The 16,878-nt window shown below is 43.7% G+C and carries 11 protein-coding genes and 1 tRNA gene; 9 read left to right on the top strand and 3 right to left on the bottom strand.

All coding sequences use genetic code 11. The features are described 5' to 3' along the window. Positions 1-87: 87 nt before the first annotated feature. Together CXF62_RS11760 and cysS are read right to left on the bottom strand one after the other, a co-directional pair. A complete protein-coding gene (locus tag CXF62_RS11760; protein WP_228153230.1) occupies positions 88-2,073 on the bottom strand; it encodes a mechanosensitive ion channel family protein in 1,986 nt (661 codons plus the stop codon). 154 nt (positions 2,074-2,227) lie between these two features. Further along, entirely contained in the window at positions 2,228-3,688 is a 1,461-nt protein-coding gene (cysS, locus tag CXF62_RS11755) for a cysteine--tRNA ligase (protein ID WP_102094504.1), read from the bottom strand. A gap of 231 nt (positions 3,689-3,919) precedes the next feature. Here cysS and CXF62_RS11750 point away from each other — a divergent pair, with 231 nt between their 5' ends. Beyond that, positions 3,920-4,516, top strand: coding sequence for a cob(I)yrinic acid a,c-diamide adenosyltransferase (locus tag CXF62_RS11750; RefSeq protein ID WP_057760540.1), 597 nt, complete (start codon positions 3,920-3,922; stop codon positions 4,514-4,516). A gap of 133 nt (positions 4,517-4,649) precedes the next feature. Here the strand turns inward: CXF62_RS11750 and CXF62_RS11745 are convergent, their stop codons facing one another. Then, positions 4,650-5,588 (bottom strand): hypothetical protein, encoded by a 939-nt coding sequence (locus tag CXF62_RS11745; protein ID WP_102078002.1) that lies wholly within the window; start codon positions 5,586-5,588, stop codon positions 4,650-4,652. Positions 5,589-5,918: 330 nt separating this feature from the next. Between CXF62_RS11745 and CXF62_RS11740 the strand changes: the two genes are divergently transcribed. From CXF62_RS11740 to CXF62_RS11705, 8 genes are all read left to right on the top strand, one after another. Then, positions 5,919-6,647, top strand: a complete 729-nt coding sequence (locus CXF62_RS11740) for a glycerophosphodiester phosphodiesterase (RefSeq protein ID WP_102078003.1) — start codon at positions 5,919-5,921, stop codon at positions 6,645-6,647. Positions 6,648-7,118: 471 nt separating this feature from the next. Continuing rightward, positions 7,119-8,297, top strand: coding sequence for an acyl-CoA desaturase (locus CXF62_RS11735; RefSeq protein ID WP_180952617.1), 1,179 nt, complete (start codon positions 7,119-7,121; stop codon positions 8,295-8,297). A gap of 326 nt (positions 8,298-8,623) precedes the next feature. Beyond that, positions 8,624-10,090, top strand: a complete 1,467-nt coding sequence (locus CXF62_RS11730; protein WP_102078005.1) for a protein adenylyltransferase SelO — start codon at positions 8,624-8,626, stop codon at positions 10,088-10,090. Positions 10,091-10,456: 366 nt separating this feature from the next. Continuing rightward, the gene (locus tag CXF62_RS11725; protein ID WP_102094503.1) at positions 10,457-12,775 is read left to right on the top strand and encodes an NADP-dependent malic enzyme; all 2,319 of its coding nucleotides are present in this window, start codon (positions 10,457-10,459) and stop codon (positions 12,773-12,775) included. A gap of 277 nt (positions 12,776-13,052) precedes the next feature. After that, positions 13,053-14,234 (top strand): tRNA nucleotidyltransferase/poly(A) polymerase-related protein, encoded by a 1,182-nt coding sequence (locus CXF62_RS11720; protein WP_102078007.1) that lies wholly within the window; start codon positions 13,053-13,055, stop codon positions 14,232-14,234. Positions 14,235-14,271: 37 nt separating this feature from the next. Next, positions 14,272-15,084, top strand: coding sequence for a pteridine reductase (locus CXF62_RS11715; RefSeq protein ID WP_102094502.1), 813 nt, complete (start codon positions 14,272-14,274; stop codon positions 15,082-15,084). A 95-nt stretch (positions 15,085-15,179) separates the two neighbouring features. Further along, positions 15,180-15,256, top strand: a tRNA-Ile gene (locus tag CXF62_RS11710). Positions 15,257-15,429: 173 nt separating this feature from the next. Next, positions 15,430-16,686 (top strand): site-specific integrase, encoded by a 1,257-nt coding sequence (locus tag CXF62_RS11705; protein WP_102094501.1) that lies wholly within the window; start codon positions 15,430-15,432, stop codon positions 16,684-16,686. Positions 16,687-16,878 lie beyond the last annotated feature (192 nt).

Genomic DNA, 16,878 nt, shown 5'->3' with positions numbered 1-16,878 from the left:
TTTATCGATAGCAGCCATGTCTTAAACCATTAATAGCTCGCTTTCAAAGCTAATTGAACTCACAAAGCCCATTATTACTCCTGAATCCTATTCGCCCTTTGTTAACGTAAAACGCTCTGTAGGTAGATACTTGTTCTGCTGCGCATGCAAATAACCAAGCATTTGCTCTCGTATTTCACAGGCTAGCGTCCATGCCTCTATAGGTCCTACTGATGAAACAGCGCCGCGCAGTTGAATGGTATTTTCGGTCACATCAACCACATACATTTCAGGTTCTGTTTTATTATCCCAAAGTTTATTGTCCTTGACCATCGATATAAATGCCTCTCGGATAGCGTCGATATCTGCGCCATAATCGATATACAAAAACACAGGACAGGTCTGATGAACTTCTGTATGCGACCAGTTTTCCACTCGTTCAGTGATTAGCTCACGCATTGGCACGATCAAGCGACGCTCATCCCATGTTTTTAACACGGCATACGTGTAACGCAGGTCTTCGACCGTACTAAAATTACCATCCATTATCACACTATCGCCGATTCGCACTGGCTGCGTCACTGCTACCTGTACACCAGCGATGATATTCCCCAATATCGGCTGTGCCGCAATACCGATAACCACACCTGCAATACCCGCTGAAGTCAGTAACGTCTTGCCAAAGCCTTCCATATTGGCAAATTCACTAAGACCTATCCAGAAACTTCCCAAAATCATAACGAAAATAAAGACACGACGAAATATCGATACATAAGTACGGCGGCGACGTTCTTTATCAAAATGCTCTGCAGCCAGATTCTCAATCTGCATGTCTTGATAGCGATTGGCAAAAAAGTTAATGATACGAATACCTAACCACATAGTACTAAATACCAGTCCAATCCAAATCAATGGACGAGTAGATGAGGCGACTGCATCTAAATAAGGAAAACCACCAGAAACCAAGGTAAAAACCAGTGAAAAACTGATGGCAAAGGTTAATGGTACTGTCAGCTTGCTAACCAAATCTGCGACGCCGTTGGTACTGCCAACATACACGCTGTATTTTTCTTCATCGATATAATGATTGATGATTTTTGCAGTACCTTTACTCAGTAGCCAACCCATCCCCATGGTTAATAAAAAGAACAATATCAGCGCTGAAAACTCCCATAGCGCAATTCCAAAAAACTTTAGCTTTAACCAAGTGGGCAAATAACGCTCAAACTCGGCTGGATGATACTGCTCATAGAGATTATCAATATTACCTACTGTCTGCGCCGAAAACACCCAGACAGGGGCTTCATCTCCTACCCGCACTCGCTGCAAATAGATAGGAACACGGCGCTCGCGATAATCAACATAGCCAAGCTGAATAGAACGTCTGGCAATACCCATGACACTGCTATTATTACCAAGCGGTGGTTCAATTAAGCCATCGGGACGATCTGGCATATCGTCGAATACATAGAGCTCTTTTTCGGACAATAAGAAATCCAATCGCTTTGTGAGATCAAGCGCACGGCTCCGTTGGTTTTTTTCATCAATCAAATTCATGTTTAGCGCGTAAGCGGCCAAATCATACTGCTGCTTCATTAACGCTGATTGAAAAAACTCTAAGGCTGCAAGCGGTGTTTCTAAATTAGGTGGCTCAGATAACGGCGGCAACCCTGCATTTAGTTTATCGAGAATATAGTAGCTCTCACTATATTCTCCGGTCAGTGCCGTATCGCCTTGTAGCCTGCCTGCCTGCTCCACTGCGTTACGCTCAGTAGGATCAAAGATCTCTTCAGTAATACCAGAAATACTGACACTTTCATCTTTAAGCGCATTGACTTGCTGAGCGGCATATTCAGTAAAACTATCAGGCTTACTAGGCGTTTGTTTTTCCGGCTCGCTCGCACTCTGTTCATTTTCACTATTTGCTGCGTAAACAGGTGTATAGATGACACTTATAGCAATGATAAAAAAGCCCAACAATACTTGCAGCACATGGCTTTTAAAACGATGTTTCTCTACATCTGCTTGATGATTATCATCTGAGCTCAAAACGGCACAATGATGGTCCATAGGATTGTCTTTAAGAGTATTCATGTTTTCAAAGCCATCAGTCTACAAAAGGAAAGTATAAAAAAATATATCGGTGCTGCTTTAACCTAATTCAGTAAGCAAAAAAAAGCCAGCCTAAAGCTGACTTAATTTATTACGAGATTTGTAGCTATTTATCCTATAAACGGCAAAAATTATTTTAAGCGCGGCGCCATGTGGTGCCAGCACGGCTATCTTCGAGCTCAATGCCCGCCTCTTTTAGTTGCTCACGTATCTCATCAGCACGGGCAAAGTTTTTGTTGGCTTTAGACTCTGCACGTTCGATAATTAAATTATCAATAACCGCATCCGTTAGACCATCTTCTGCCTGATCACCAATCACTGCTTGCAAAAACTGCTGCACTGGCTGCTGTAAAATATTTAATACTTGTGCCAATGCTTTTAGTTGCTGGGCTAATTGCCATGCGGTATCGACGTCTTCCGTTTTAATGGTTTTATTGATATCGCGAGCCAATCCAAATAAGACACTGATAGCCGTCGAGCTATTGAAGTCATCATTCATCGCCTTGATGAAGTCTTGTCCAACCGCGCTATTATAAGCTTCAGCCACTAAGTCTTCATTGATTACGATTGATTGTCCTTTTTGCTGCTCAGCCAATTTTAGTGCATTGTATAATCTGCTTAGGCTATTATGTGCTTCATCCAATGCGCTATCAGAGAAGTTAACTTGGCTGCGATAATGGCTCGATAATAAGAAAAAACGCACCGTCTCAGGTAAGTACTTTGCCATTACATCGCGAATGGTAAAAAAGTTACCCAATGATTTAGACATTTTTTCGCCATCGACATTGATAAAACCAACATGCATCCAGTTGCGTGCATACTCACAACCAGTCGCTGCCTCAGACTGCGCGATTTCGTTTTCATGATGCGGGAACTGTAAGTCATGACCACCGCCATGAATATCAAAGGTGCTACCCAAGCACTTAGTCGACATCGCTGAACATTCAATATGCCAGCCTGGACGCCCTTGACCCCATGGTGATGCCCACTGCGGCTCGTCAGGTTTTGCCGCTTTCCATAGTACAAAGTCAAATGGATTGCGTTTATCATTTTCAACTTCGACTCGCGAACCTGCCTGCATATCGTCCAGATTACGCTTAGATAATTTACCATAACCATCAAAGCTATCAACAGCATAGTAGACGTCACCGTTGTCGCCTGCATACGCATAGTTGCCAGTGACTAGCGTCTCAATCATATCCTGCATATCATCGATATGATCAGTCGCACGTGGCTCAGCATTTGGCATCTCACAACCAAGCGCTGTCGCGTCTTCATGCATCGCTTCAATAAAACGCTGCGTCAATGTACCAATCTCTTCACCGTTTTCAGCAGCACGGGCAATGATTTTATCATCGATATCAGTGATATTACGTACGTAATTCACGTCATAACCCAAGCGCACCAACCAACGAACGGCCATATCAAAACCGACCATCACTCGCGCATGACCAATGTGACAATAGTCATAAACGGTCATGCCGCACACATACATACCAACCTGCCCTGCTTTGAGTGGTACAAACTGACGCTTGCTGCCAGTCAATGAATCGTAAATGGCAAGTTGGGACATCGCATCTGCAAGTGGTGTGGTCATAGTAAAAAAGCCTTGTAACGTAAATAAAATAAAGAAATGTGAAATCTCAGCCGCCGTGTATGAATAAGCCATACCAACGACTGTGACTATAAATCAGGAAAATAAAAATTCAGACCAAAAAACGTCGTGATATAAAACGTAACCCATTATCTTAGCGAAAACAGGCGTAAAATACTACAATGAGCGTGCAACTAACGCTATTCAATCATAAAAACCGTTAAGGATGTAAAGATGGGCAATCGCTTAAGCAAAATATACACACGTACTGGAGATGACGGCAGCACTGGTATGGCTGATGGCAGCCGCCTTAGTAAAGCGGACGATCTATTTAGCGTCATGGGTGACATCGACGAGCTCAACTCGCATATTGGCTTGGTACGTGCGCAACTAAAACACAATAAAGGGCAATCTATAGAGAAAGAGTTCTCTGAGGCCTTGGTCATCATTCAGCACTTGTTGTTCAATATAGGCGGCGAGCTTGCCATGCCAGAGTATGAAGGGGTTAATGCCACTCATATTGAATGGTTAGAGCAGCAAATAGATATGATGAATGCCACATTGCCACCGCTGAAAGACTTTATTCTGCCGACAGGTTCTATATTGGTGAGTCAATTACACGTGGCGCGTAGTGTGTGTCGCCGTGCTGAACGTCAAGCCGTGATCTTGCAGCAGCAGCGTCCACAAGCGATTCGCAGTACTGCCGTCAGCTTTATTAATCGCTTATCTGATTGGTTATTTGTCGCTGCACGCTTTTGTACAGACCCAGAAAAAGTCTCTGAGGTGTTGTGGGACAGTCAAGCATTGAAAACGTTCACTGACAGTCAATAATACAAACTAAGTATTTAACAATAAAGAGCTTAAACCCAAAAAAACCCCGCGACATAATTGTTGCGGGGTTTTTATTATTCAGCGATAGCAATTCGCTCTACTGGATATCGCTATCTCTTATTACAATGACCAATTAATAAGTCGCGCTGTTGTCTTCAATGATGACCATATCAATGGTTTCATCTTTAGGTACGGCTTTTGGTGTTGCGGGCTTGCTAGGCTCGGCAGCAGCTGCTTGGGTGTTTGCAGTCGAACTGTTCTGACTTTCAGCAGGTTTGTTGATGGTTGGCGGCGGCGTAGGTTCAGTTGGACGAATTGGCTCAACTGGCGTTACGGTTCTTGGCTGACGGATTGGCGCTGTTTGAGTCGTATCGTTGTTCTGCGTTGCGCGGCGCTCAGCAGCACGTTGGGCGCGTTGCTCATCCATTGCAGTTTTAAATACAGAACCTGCCATTACATCTGCAACAACAGTAATCAAAGCAGGCTGACCCGCAATACGCGTACGCACTTGACCGCCTTGAGTACCGACGATGTAAGTGAAAGCGTCATCAACGAGCATATTGTTATTGATACGGATATTGTCTTGCGCTAAACGCGATTGTAGACTTGGCTGATTATTGGCCGCTTGTACCTGACTGGCTTGATACAAGTCTTCACTTGGTAGCGTCATGCTGACACTTGCTTGACAAGTGGTCATGCCGTTCTCATTGGCTTGTTGCAAGATGGCAGCGTTTTGAACGTCAATGACAACGCCATTGGTTTTTTCGCTAACCACACCGTTTGCTAAACTGATTTCAGCATCATTTGCATAATTGGCAGCCAATGACTGTGCTTGTTGATTGAGCGTATTTTTCAGAGCTGACTTAAGGCGATCTTGCACCATAGGATCATCACAACTGATCGCAGGCGCAACGCTATTTTCAGCATCGACCGTCTCTTGTTCTGTTAGCTCTGCCTGCTCAGTAGTGTCTTCTTTATCTGAGCGATCACAGCCTGCAAGCGCCAAACCACATACCAATCCAATCCCAGCAACTTTATGCCACTTGCTCAAACTTATATTTGCTACGCTCATACTAACTCTACTCCCAATTTACAGGTTCGTACCGCCACTGACTGACAGTGTTCAACATTCAAATCGCAACGCTAGCTGCTACAGATATGAAAACCACATTATTATACGGTGTTTAAATCAAATGGTCATTAGTGTAGCCCATGGATATACAAATAGTGCCCCTTATTATGGGAAAAACCTGCGTTTGGTTGCAAAAACATAACAAACATTGTCAAGTTTAGTCCCTAAGAAGTCATATTTATAAAACTACGGATTGCATCACAGTTTTTGTTAGACGTCATTGATATGACGCTATATGATTGGGCATAAAATCATCGATAATTGGTGCATATGATAAATTTTAGAGATACATTATTACTAGGTCATCGAGGCGCACGCGGTGAGGCGTTAGAAAATACCTTTTCAGGCTTTCAATACTCTCAAAATCTTAAGTCAAAAGGCTTAGCAGGCGTAGAATTTGATATACAACTAAACGCTGACGGTCACTTAATCGTATTCCATGACGATGATTTAGAGCGTATGTGCGGTCGGCAATCACGTATTGATCAGTTAAAACTGACTGAGATTCAGTGCCAATTGCAGTTTGGCCAACCTATTATGACATTGGCGAGCATGGCACCTGCGCTTAGCGGGTTTAACGTTATTGAGCTTGAAATTAAGACGCATAGCCGTACCAACTACGCGGTGTTGATTGCAGCGCTTCGGCAGGCATTTATTGATACACCCCTTGCCAGCTTACCAGTTGTATTGACGAGCTTCGATGTCGAGTTACACAACCGTTTGCAACGTCACAAACTATTATCTCATATGCCTCGCGGCTTGCTTATTCGTACGCCAGAAGCGTTGGCAAGCGCGACCAACACCGCATTGCAACTCGGCTGTATTCAACTGGGCATTCATTATCCGCTTTTGACCCAAGCCGTCATCAAGCATAGCCACCGTTATGGATTGCCCGTAAGTGCTTGGACGGTTAATGATATTCCCACCATTGAGCAGCTCATCAAATGGCAGACCGATGTCATCATTACGGATTTTCCAAGTCATTTGCTGTTGCCTTAACCGAGTTATCCGTACTTTTTTGATATTTAATCATTTTTTCGATAAACGCATTCTTTTCTACATATCTACCCTTCTTGTTACATTTCTCCTTCATGTCTGATAAGTCACTCGTATTTTTGATCAATACATTCTATAATCCATACAAGTTATTGTTATTTAGCAATATTTTTATAGTGTATAAGTGTTCACTTTACACGCTTTTTAAGGTACTATGGTGGCTTAAATTAATACCGTTAGGGATATTATATGATTGCAAAAAAAGCACTTGGCTTACCGCTTAAAGGCTTACGTTTCGCTATCAAATCTGGTGATACGCTTGTAAAGACCGCCAGCACTCAAGTAACGCGTTTTAAAACTCGTTTCGATGAGAAAAAAGCGCAAATGGCGCTTGATGAGCAGCCTGTTGCAAAACGCAATTATGCGAAAGCTTCTGAGCAAGCGGATCTTTCTGCGCAAGAGCAAAGCATTGATATGCGTGAGTTTGAATTTACCAAAGCACCAATTAACTGGATTCCAGCGGCTATTTTAGTAGCGACGCCAATTGCTGCTGCTGTGATTACGCCATGGTATCTATGGACTCATGAAGTTAGCGCTCCTGTTTGGGGTGTGTTTGGTGCCTTTATGGTATGGACAGGTATCAGTATCACGGCGGGTTACCATCGTCTGCTATCGCACCGTGCTTACAAAGCGCACCCTATTGTCAAAAACTTTTTATTGTTAGGTTCAACCTTAGCCGTACAAGGCTCAGCGTTTGATTGGGTTTCTGGACATCGTACTCACCATCGTCATGTAGATGATCGTTTGGACGATCCGTATTCAGCACAGCGTGGTTTTTGGTTCAGCCATATTGGTTGGATGCTACGCAACTACCCTAGCGGCAAGTTCGACTACAAAAACATTCCTGATTTGACTAAAGATAGAGTCTTACAAATTCAGCATAAATACTACGGTCTATGGGTAGTTGCCATGAACGTTGGTATGGTTGCCGCTATCGGTTGGTTGCTTGGTGATGTTTGGGGTACGTTGGTTATCGCAGGCCTACTACGTTTGGTATTGACGCATCACTTTACGTTCTTCATCAATTCGCTATGTCATATGTTTGGTACACGTCCTTATACGGATACTAATAGTGCTCGTGATAACTTTTTCTTAGCTATCTTTACGTGGGGCGAGGGTTATCATAACTATCATCATTTCTTCCAGTATGATTATCGTAATGGCGTGAAATGGTGGCAATATGATCCAACAAAATGGTTGATTGCTGGTTTATCAAAAATCGGTTTAACGACGGATTTGCGTACTGTTGATGATACGACTATTAAGCATGCCGAAGTGCAAATGCAGTTTAAGAAAGCTCAGCAGCAAATCGATACAGCAGCAGTAAGCGGCATCGATCTTCCTCATGCGATGAAGAGCTTCCAAGACCGCATTAAGTTTGAATACGATGCATTTAAACAAACTGTCGAAGAATGGCAATCACTGAAAGCTCAAACTATTGAAATGAAAAAAATAGAATGTGCTGATCGCTTACGTGAAGTTGATGATAAGCTAAAGCATGATTATGCGAAAATTGAACAGAAAATCCTTGAGCATAACAGCAATCTAAAAACTGCCTTCCGCTCTATTGGCGCGAATGAAAAAGCTGCTTAATTAACCTCTGATTTGTTTTATAATTTTGAAGCTTCTCCATCCCCCTATCCGTACTAGATAGGGGGATTTTTTTGCTTATAATTTGTCGCTTATGTCACTACAGCTACTTCTAATGACCTTATTATCATAATAGATGGTCAAGTACATTGGCTGAACCATTGCCAGCTCCAACCTAAAAGCAATAACAATCACATTCAATTACTTAAAGACAGATAATTTTATTTTTTGGTCAGATATTACAAGAGACGGACAGAGTGCAACGATGCCATATGAGAGCTATGCTATAGTGACATTCTCACTTTTATAATTTAATGGAAACGGCCTGTATGCGTTATCAAAACACTTACGTCAACCTAGACACGCGCCTTTATCATGAGCAGCCACCGACACCACTAGACAATCCTCGTGCCGGTCACTTCAATAGTCAAGTTGCACAGCAGTTGGGCTGGGCCGACGATGAGGATCTGATGACCAATTGGGTTGAGATATTGGGCGGTCAATACGTGCCAGCTGATTTCAAACCATTATCGATGGCCTATGCTGGTCACCAGTTTGGACAGTGGGCTGGGCAATTGGGCGACGGACGCGGTTTGCTCATGGCACAGGTACTCGATAATGATGGACAGCCACAAGACTTGCACCTCAAAGGCGCTGGCTTGACGCCCTACTCACGCATGGGTGATGGACGAGCAGTCTTACGTAGTACTATTCGCGAATACCTGTGCGGTCATGCATTGACCCAGCTTGGCATCCCCTCATCTAACGCATTGGGGTTTGTGGTATCTGATACGAGAGTGCGCCGTGAGCGTATCGAAGCAGGTGCAGCGTTGATGCGTGTGGCTGATAGTCATATTCGTCTCGGTCATGTCGAGTGGATTGCCAGCTTCGCCCCTGATGTACTGGGTGAGTTCACCGACTATATGATTGACACTTATTATCCAGAGTGCCGTGATAGCGAAGCGCCTGTCTTAGCTTTTTTGACCGCAGTGGTCGAGCGTACGGCCCGTATGATTGCTGATTGGCAATTGATTGGCTTTGCTCATGGTGTGATGAATACAGATAACTTATCTATCACGGGCAGTACTTTGGACTTCGGGCCGTTTGGCTTTATGGAGCGCTTCAATCCTGCATGGATTAATAATCATTCTGACCATACGGGTCGTTACGCTTATCAGAATCAGCCTGCTATTGGGCATTGGAATCTAAACGTTTGGCTGCCACACTTTATGCGCCTAGAAGGCGTTACTCGTGAGACTCTTGCTGACTGCCTAGCGCCTTACGAAGCAACCTTTATGCAGCATTATCAGCAAGGTCTGTGCCGCAAGCTTGGCTTACCGCATCAAAGAGAAAGTCTCAGCTTAGCCTTTGAATGGTTGACACTATTAGAAGACAACTTGCTCGACTATACCAATAGCTTCCGCGCCCTACTCGGTTTGGTCGCACCAGCAGATTATCCTTATGAGCAAAAGCTACTGACTACCATGACCACTGAATTAAGCGATGATGCGCAGCAAGTATGGCAAGACTGGTCAGCACGTTATCTGGCGCAGATCGAGCAGCTGCCACTTGAACAGGTAGTTAACGACATGACAACCACCAATCCTGTCTATGTCCTTCGTAATAGCATGGCGCAGCGTGCAATTACTGCCGCAGAGCAAGGCCAGTTTGAAGAAGTTGATCGAGTTTTTCGTTTATTAGCCAATCCTTACAGCGTGCAAGATATCGCTAATGATTTAGATAGCAGTGCGCCTGCGCCTGATACACCGCAGATGCCTATTAGTTGCTCATCTTAGTAGTTGCCCGTCTTAACACCTTTCAATTCTGTAATATTTTGAAATATTATGAAATTAAGGTTGATATCCAACTGCATTTTTTGGCATTATCAACGAGATAAATAACGAATATCATTTTATTATATTATTCGCACAATTCACCGTTGTTGACTAGGCAGTGAATTGGCAATAATGCTAGAATGAATATTTTAGCTGGTTTGCTTTTTTGACCTGATCTTTGATCGTCGACCATGATTCTGATGGTCGTGAGTCGTTTAACGTCTTTATCCCTTTCAATTATTATCATTCAATGATCTTTGGAGGGTTAGACGTTGTTTTTTATCACCATTTAATTTATTCCAATTTATTCCAACCATGGCAATTATTATGAATGACGATACCACTTCGAATACGGATAACCTCAGTACAGAAAAAGAGCAGTTTGAACAAGCTGCCTTACATTACCATGAGTTTCCACGCCCAGGTAAAATTTCGGTAACCCCTACTAAGCAGCTAGCCAACCAACGTGATTTAGCACTCGCCTACTCTCCAGGTGTTGCTGTACCTTGTCTTGAGATCCAAAGAGATCCAAAACTTGCGTCTAAATACACGGCACGTAATAACCTCGTTGGTGTTATCACTAACGGTACTGCTGTATTGGGTCTGGGTAATATCGGTCCATTGGCATCGAAGCCAGTCATGGAAGGTAAAGGCGTTCTATTTAAGAAGTTCGCAGGTATCGACGTTTTTGATATTGAAATTGCTCAAAATGATCCAGACAAATTCATCGAAGCGGTTGCCTCCCTTGAGCCTACTTTTGGTGGTATCAACCTAGAAGACATCAAAGCACCAGAATGTTTCAAAATTGAGCGCGTACTACGTGAGCGTATGAACATTCCTGTGTTCCATGATGATCAACATGGTACGTCAATCATTGTTGCCGCAGCCATGCTAAATGCTTTGTTGATCACTGGCAAAAAAATCGAAGAGATTAAAATTGTTTGTTCAGGCGCAGGCGCAGCAGCCATTTCTTGCCTAGATATTATTTGCGCGCTTGGCGTTAATAAGAACAACATTATTGTTTCAGACTCACGCGGTATCATCAGTACTAGCCGTGAAAACCTTGATGAAACCAAACAACGCTATGCTCGTGATGTTACGGCTACTTCTATCGAAGAAGTCATGGACGATGTCGATATGTTCCTAGGCCTATCAATGCCAGGTACACTATCAGAAGATATGGTTCGCCGTATGGCAAAAGACCCTATCGTCTTTGCACTTGCCAATCCAACACCTGAAATCATGCCAGAATTGGCCCATGCGGTACGTCCAGACGTCATCATGGCAACGGGTCGTTCAGACTATCCAAACCAAGTAAACAACGCGCTATGCTTCCCGTATATCTTCCGCGGTGCATTAGATGTTGGTGCAACCACTGTTAACGAAGAGATGAAAGTCGCCTGCGTAAAAGCAATCGCTGCGATGGCACACGTCGAAGCCACTCCAACTACCAGCGCTAGAAACATCGAAAAGATGCAGAGCTTTGGTCGTGACTACTTAATCCCAGGCCCTCTAGAACCAAATCTAATCATTGAGATCGCATCTGCTGTGGCCAAAGCAGCGATGGATTCGGGCGTTGCCACGCTACCGATCGATGACATGCAAGCCTATCGTCAGCGTCTATCTGAGTTTGTTTATAACTCAGCGTTTGTGATGAAGCCAATCTTTGCTCGTGCTAAAGCCGATCCAAAACGTATTGTGTACTGTGAAGGTGAAGACAACAACGTCTTGCTTGCTGTACAAGTGGTCGTTGATGAGAAGCTAGCACAACCTATTTTGGTTGGTCGCCCTTCAGTTATCGAAGCCAATATCAAAAAACTGGGCCTACGTCTAAAAGCTGGCGAGAATATTACCATCGTCAACGTTGATGACGATCCTCGCTACAAAGACTACTGGCAGGGCTACTACGAGAAGAACAAACGCCGCGGTGTAAGCATTGAGCTTGCGCGTCGTGATGTTCGCCGTAAGACGACTTTGATTGGTTCTTTGCTGGTCGAAAACGGTGCGGCAGATGGCATGGTATGTGGTACCTTTGGCCATTACCAATTGCATCTAAAATACGTTGAAAGCGTCATTGGCAAAAAACAAGGTATGAATGATTTCTATGCGATGAATGCGGTACTCATGCAAGATCGTAATATCTTTATTGCTGATACCTATGTCCATGAAGACCCAACGGCTGAACAATTGGCTGAAATGACTGTCTTGGCAACAGATCAATTACGTCGCTTTGGTATCACGCCACGCGTTGCGCTAGTGTCTCATTCTAACTTTGGTGCTTCAGATCGTGCCAGCGCTGTCAAAATGCGTAAGGTTCATGAGCTACTAACCAATATGAATGTCGACTTTGAATTTGAAGGCGAAATGCAAGGTGATGCCGCGCTTAACGAAAATATTCGTCTAAACGATATGCCATCAAGCCCGTTAAAAGGTGCAGCGAACCTGCTTATCTTGCCAACCCTTGATGCCTCAAATATTGCTTTTAACCTGCTCAAAACAGCAACTGGCAGTGCTTCTGTTGGCCCTATCCTATTAGGAACTAATAAGCCGGTACACATTTTGACGCCATCAGCGACAGCACGTGGTATTGTCAATATGACTGCACTGACCGTTACTGAAGCTCAAGACCTAGAAAACGAAAAATAGTCATATACCATACCCAGTATGAATGCACTGTATCGGTTCAATATAATTTGGATACAAGGAAGCCGAGTGAAAGTACTACAAATAGTAGACTGAGCGAGGCTGACACCCTACCAAATTTGTAGAGGATTGATTATATTAAGAAGGGCTCTGTCATCCATTGACAGAGCCCTTCTGCTATACTAAAACCAGTCAATGCAACTTATAGAGCATTGGCTGGTTTTTTGATTCATAAAAATTGAGCTAGTGATATAAAGCTCGATAATAACAAGAGGCTTCTATGCAAATTTATCTCGTAGGCGGTGCTGTACGCGATCGACTGCTTAAACGTCCTATCAAGGACAAGGACTTCGTCGTCGTTGGCGCTACTGTGGCAGAGATGATTGATGCAGGGTTTCAACAAGTGGGCGCTGACTTTCCTGTGTTTTTGCATCCGACCAGTCATGAAGAGTATGCATTGGCACGCACAGAGCGCAAGCAAGGCTCAGGCTACAAAGGTTTTAGCGTACATGCCAGTCCCGATGTCAGTCTAGAGGATGATTTGCGCCGTCGTGATTTAACCATCAACGCGATGGCAATCGAAGTTACCAGCTTAACCGATGATACCCCGATTAATGGACAAGTCATCGACTACTATGGCGGACTACAAGACTTAAAAAGTAAGACATTGCGTCATGTGTCCAGTGCTTTTAATGAAGACCCATTACGTGTACTTCGAACAGTACGCTTCTATAGCCGTTACTACGATTTGGGCTTTACCATCGCGGATGACACTTTAACGCTGATGCGTCAATTGGTCGATACAGGAGAGCTGACTCATTTAAGCGCCGAGCGTATCTGGCAAGAGTCAAGCCGTGCAACTATGCAACTATCACCGCAAGTCTACTGGCAAAAACTGTTTGAAATTGGTGCACTCGCAGAGTATTTCGCGCCTTTGCATCACGCTTGGGACAATATTCAAATAAGAGAAACAGTGCAGACAGCGTTATACTTTGCAGGACAGATGCATTTAAATTTATCGCAGCGTTGGGCACTACTAATGACTAGCCTGTCTTCATCACTATTTACTAGCGAAAACTCTGATTCTACGTCTAACGTATCAACCGCTATAAAAAATATTAACGCTATCGGTAATAAAGCCAAAGTCCCAAAAGCACATACTCAGTTCGCAATTTTATTCGCTCAGCAAGCTGAAAAACTAAGCACAATAAACAGTCTAAATGCGGCTGAAAAAATCGATCTAATCCAAGCCTGCGGTGCGCATAAGGAGCCTGACAAGCTCTCTCAACTGCTAGTGTGCAGTCATGTGTTACAGCTAGCAACACAGCATCGCCAAATGATGTTAGCACTAAACAGCTTTCACGCCATCGGTATGACTGACATTGCGCCAGACCTTAAAGGCCCGGCTATTGGTGCAGCCTTACGCCAAAGCAGGATTGAACACTTGCAAGCGCAACAATGATATAGACAAGCACCTTAGAGAAAAAAGTAATATTGCTATGAACCAAGAACTTAATGCCTACCAAGCAGAAAATATAAATAACCAAACGCCAGTGATGCTTGTCACAGGTAGTGCTAGGCGCATTGGGGCAGCTATTATTAAAGCGGCTCATAGGCAAGGTTACCGCGTTATCATTCATTGTCACCGTAGTGAACAAGACGCTAATGACTTAGCTGATGATCTGAACGACATCCGTGCTAATAGTGCAAAAGTTATCGTTGCTGATTTAACGATAGTCAACGATGGAGCGGCTTTAGACAGCTTTGTTGGAAGTATTATAGAGGCGTTTGGACAGCTTGATGTACTGGTGCATAATGCCTCACGGTTTTATCCTAGCCCGCTCGGTAGTATCAATGATGCACAGTGGGATGAGTTGCTTTTGACCAATGCGAAAGCCCCTTTACTATTAAGCCAAGCCCTATTACCTTATCTAAAGCAACAACAAGGCTGTATTATCAGTTTATTGGACATACACGCACATGATAGACCGTTTAACCACTATACTGTCTATAACATGGCAAAGGCTGCGCATCGAATGATGGTACAGTCGCTAGCGCTAGAGATGGCGCCAGAAGTACGGGTCAACGGGGTTGCTCCTGGGGTCAACATTTTACCTGACCCTACTAGCGACCAAGCTATTGATAACGAGCAACAACAAAGTATCATCGACGCTATCCCTATGAGGCGCATAGGCCAACCTGATGAGATTGCTCATAGCGTACTGTATCTTGTGCAGGCAAATTATGTCACAGGAGAGATCATCACCGTGGATGGAGGCCGTAGTCTAACCATAGCTGGTGGTTACCTGTAATACAAAAATATGGTTCAATAAAAAATATCTTGATTACTGCCTATCTTTTACTTGAAAAATTAAAAAAATCAGGTATCATTGTGCGTCTAACGTTAGGGCCCATAGCTCAGTTGGTTAGAGCAGAGGACTCATAATCCTTTGGTCGTAGGTTCAAGTCCTACTGGGCCCACCAAATTCAAACCCTTATAAGCCACGGTTTATAAGGGTTTTTTATTGTCTGTAGGTTTTAGGCTGGCTTGCCTGCTAGTATCAAACCGCCCGAAAATATACTTTTGGTATACTTCTCATTTTGTCCGTTATCCTCTACTATACCTAGACAGATTCACTCTACGGACAGCGACTATCATGGCAAAAACTAAATTTACCAAACGGTTTATTGACGGCTTAGAGTACACAGATAAGGCGGTCATTCATCAGGACGAAGTGGTCAACGGCTTTGCTGTCTGTACCAAGAGCGCCAGTAAAAACTATTTAATCAATAAGCGTATCAACGGCAAGTTGCATCGTCGCGTTATCGGTGATTGCTCAATCATCACCTTGCAAGACGCACGCGAACAAGCCATGTCGTTAATATCAGATTTGATGCAAGGTAAGGACCCATTCAATGATGACATGAAGGACGTGGTTGTGCCGACGCTTGGCGAAGCTTATAAATATTACATCTCTCATAAGCCTGGACTAAAACAATCGACCATCGATACCTACAATCGGCAGATACCAGGCAAGCTTGCGGAGTGGTTAGATAGGTCTATGAACGAAATCATGCAAAGCAATGTCACCGAAAAACACTTAGAGCTTACTAAGTTAAGCCCATCACAAGCCAATGCTACTTTTAGGGCGCTTAATGCAGTATGGAATTTTTCGCGCCTGAGTTTTTTAGACAAGTCCGAATCCCCTATCATCAAGCCAAGCCCTATCGAGATACTGACAGCCAAGAAACTTTGGAATACGGTGAAACCTCGTACTAGATATCTTAGTGAAGACACGATGGGTAACTATGTGCGCGTACTCACTGATTTTAAGAGTGAGGACTTCCACACCATGCAACCGCATAGTAATAATGCACGCGATATCATGCTGCTATTTTTGTGCACCGGCATACGTGCCAGCGAAGGCTACACATTAAGATGGGATTTTATTGATTTAAAACACGGCACTATGACTATTCATGAGACTAAGAATGGTGACACCTTGCATGTGCCATTGGGTAAAGTAATGTGCGCCATGCTTGCCCATCGACATCATTACCGACAAGATGAGCCGTGGCTTTTCCCTTCTCGCTTAAAAGAGTGCGACGGTAACCTGACGGACATATCAAAACAGTATAAAAATATTGGTGACGCTGCAGGTATTCATATCACACCGCATGATCTGCGTCGGACCTTCTCAACCATTGGTGATATTTTGAATTTGAATATTTCTGTTATCAAGCGATTGATGAATCATAGAAACTCGAAAGCATCCGATGACGTAACGCTGCAATACATTCAGGTAAGTCAAAAAAGACTACGCGCTGCTATGAATGAGATCGAGAAGTTTGTTTTTAATGAAGCTGGTTTTACGCAAGATGAGGTTATCGAAAAACTGTATAAAATATATTAGAACTCAAGCGATTCTTATGGCTCCCGGCTGATATATAAGGGCTGTGGCTGTTTTGCGTTCATTTAAGGACGCCTCTACACCTTATGCTACCCTCATCAATGAGGGAACCAAAACCTAGACACAAAAAAGCCCACTCAACTGATTGAGTGGGCTTTTGGATATTGGGGTAGACGCACGGAGTTTAACCGTATT

This window comes from Psychrobacter sp. MES7-P7E (assembly GCF_002863645.1).
In the GTDB taxonomy this organism is placed as follows: Bacteria; Pseudomonadota; Gammaproteobacteria; order Pseudomonadales; family Moraxellaceae; genus Psychrobacter.
The sequence above is the reverse complement of the archived record's forward strand: the minus strand, read 5'-3'. Positions and strand labels throughout refer to the sequence as shown.

Bases quoted from the DNA above. Each gene is read 5' to 3' on its own strand.
- CXF62_RS11760 (WP_228153230.1), bottom strand. From the start codon at position 2,073: ATGAATACTCTTAAAGACAATCCTATGGACCATCATTGTGCCGTTTTG.
- cysS (WP_102094504.1), bottom strand. From the start codon at position 3,688: ATGACCACACCACTTGCAGATGCGATGTCCCAACTTGCCATTTACGAT.
- CXF62_RS11750 (WP_057760540.1), top strand. From the start codon at position 3,920: ATGGGCAATCGCTTAAGCAAAATATACACACGTACTGGAGATGACGGC.
- CXF62_RS11745 (WP_102078002.1), bottom strand. From the start codon at position 5,588: ATGAGCGTAGCAAATATAAGTTTGAGCAAGTGGCATAAAGTTGCTGGG.
- CXF62_RS11740 (WP_102078003.1), top strand. From the start codon at position 5,919: ATGATAAATTTTAGAGATACATTATTACTAGGTCATCGAGGCGCACGC.
- CXF62_RS11735 (WP_180952617.1), top strand. From the start codon at position 7,119: ATGCGTGAGTTTGAATTTACCAAAGCACCAATTAACTGGATTCCAGCG.
- CXF62_RS11730 (WP_102078005.1), top strand. From the start codon at position 8,624: ATGCGTTATCAAAACACTTACGTCAACCTAGACACGCGCCTTTATCAT.
- CXF62_RS11725 (WP_102094503.1), top strand. From the start codon at position 10,457: ATGAATGACGATACCACTTCGAATACGGATAACCTCAGTACAGAAAAA.
- CXF62_RS11720 (WP_102078007.1), top strand. From the start codon at position 13,053: ATGCAAATTTATCTCGTAGGCGGTGCTGTACGCGATCGACTGCTTAAA.
- CXF62_RS11715 (WP_102094502.1), top strand. From the start codon at position 14,272: ATGAACCAAGAACTTAATGCCTACCAAGCAGAAAATATAAATAACCAA.
- CXF62_RS11705 (WP_102094501.1), top strand. From the start codon at position 15,430: ATGGCAAAAACTAAATTTACCAAACGGTTTATTGACGGCTTAGAGTAC.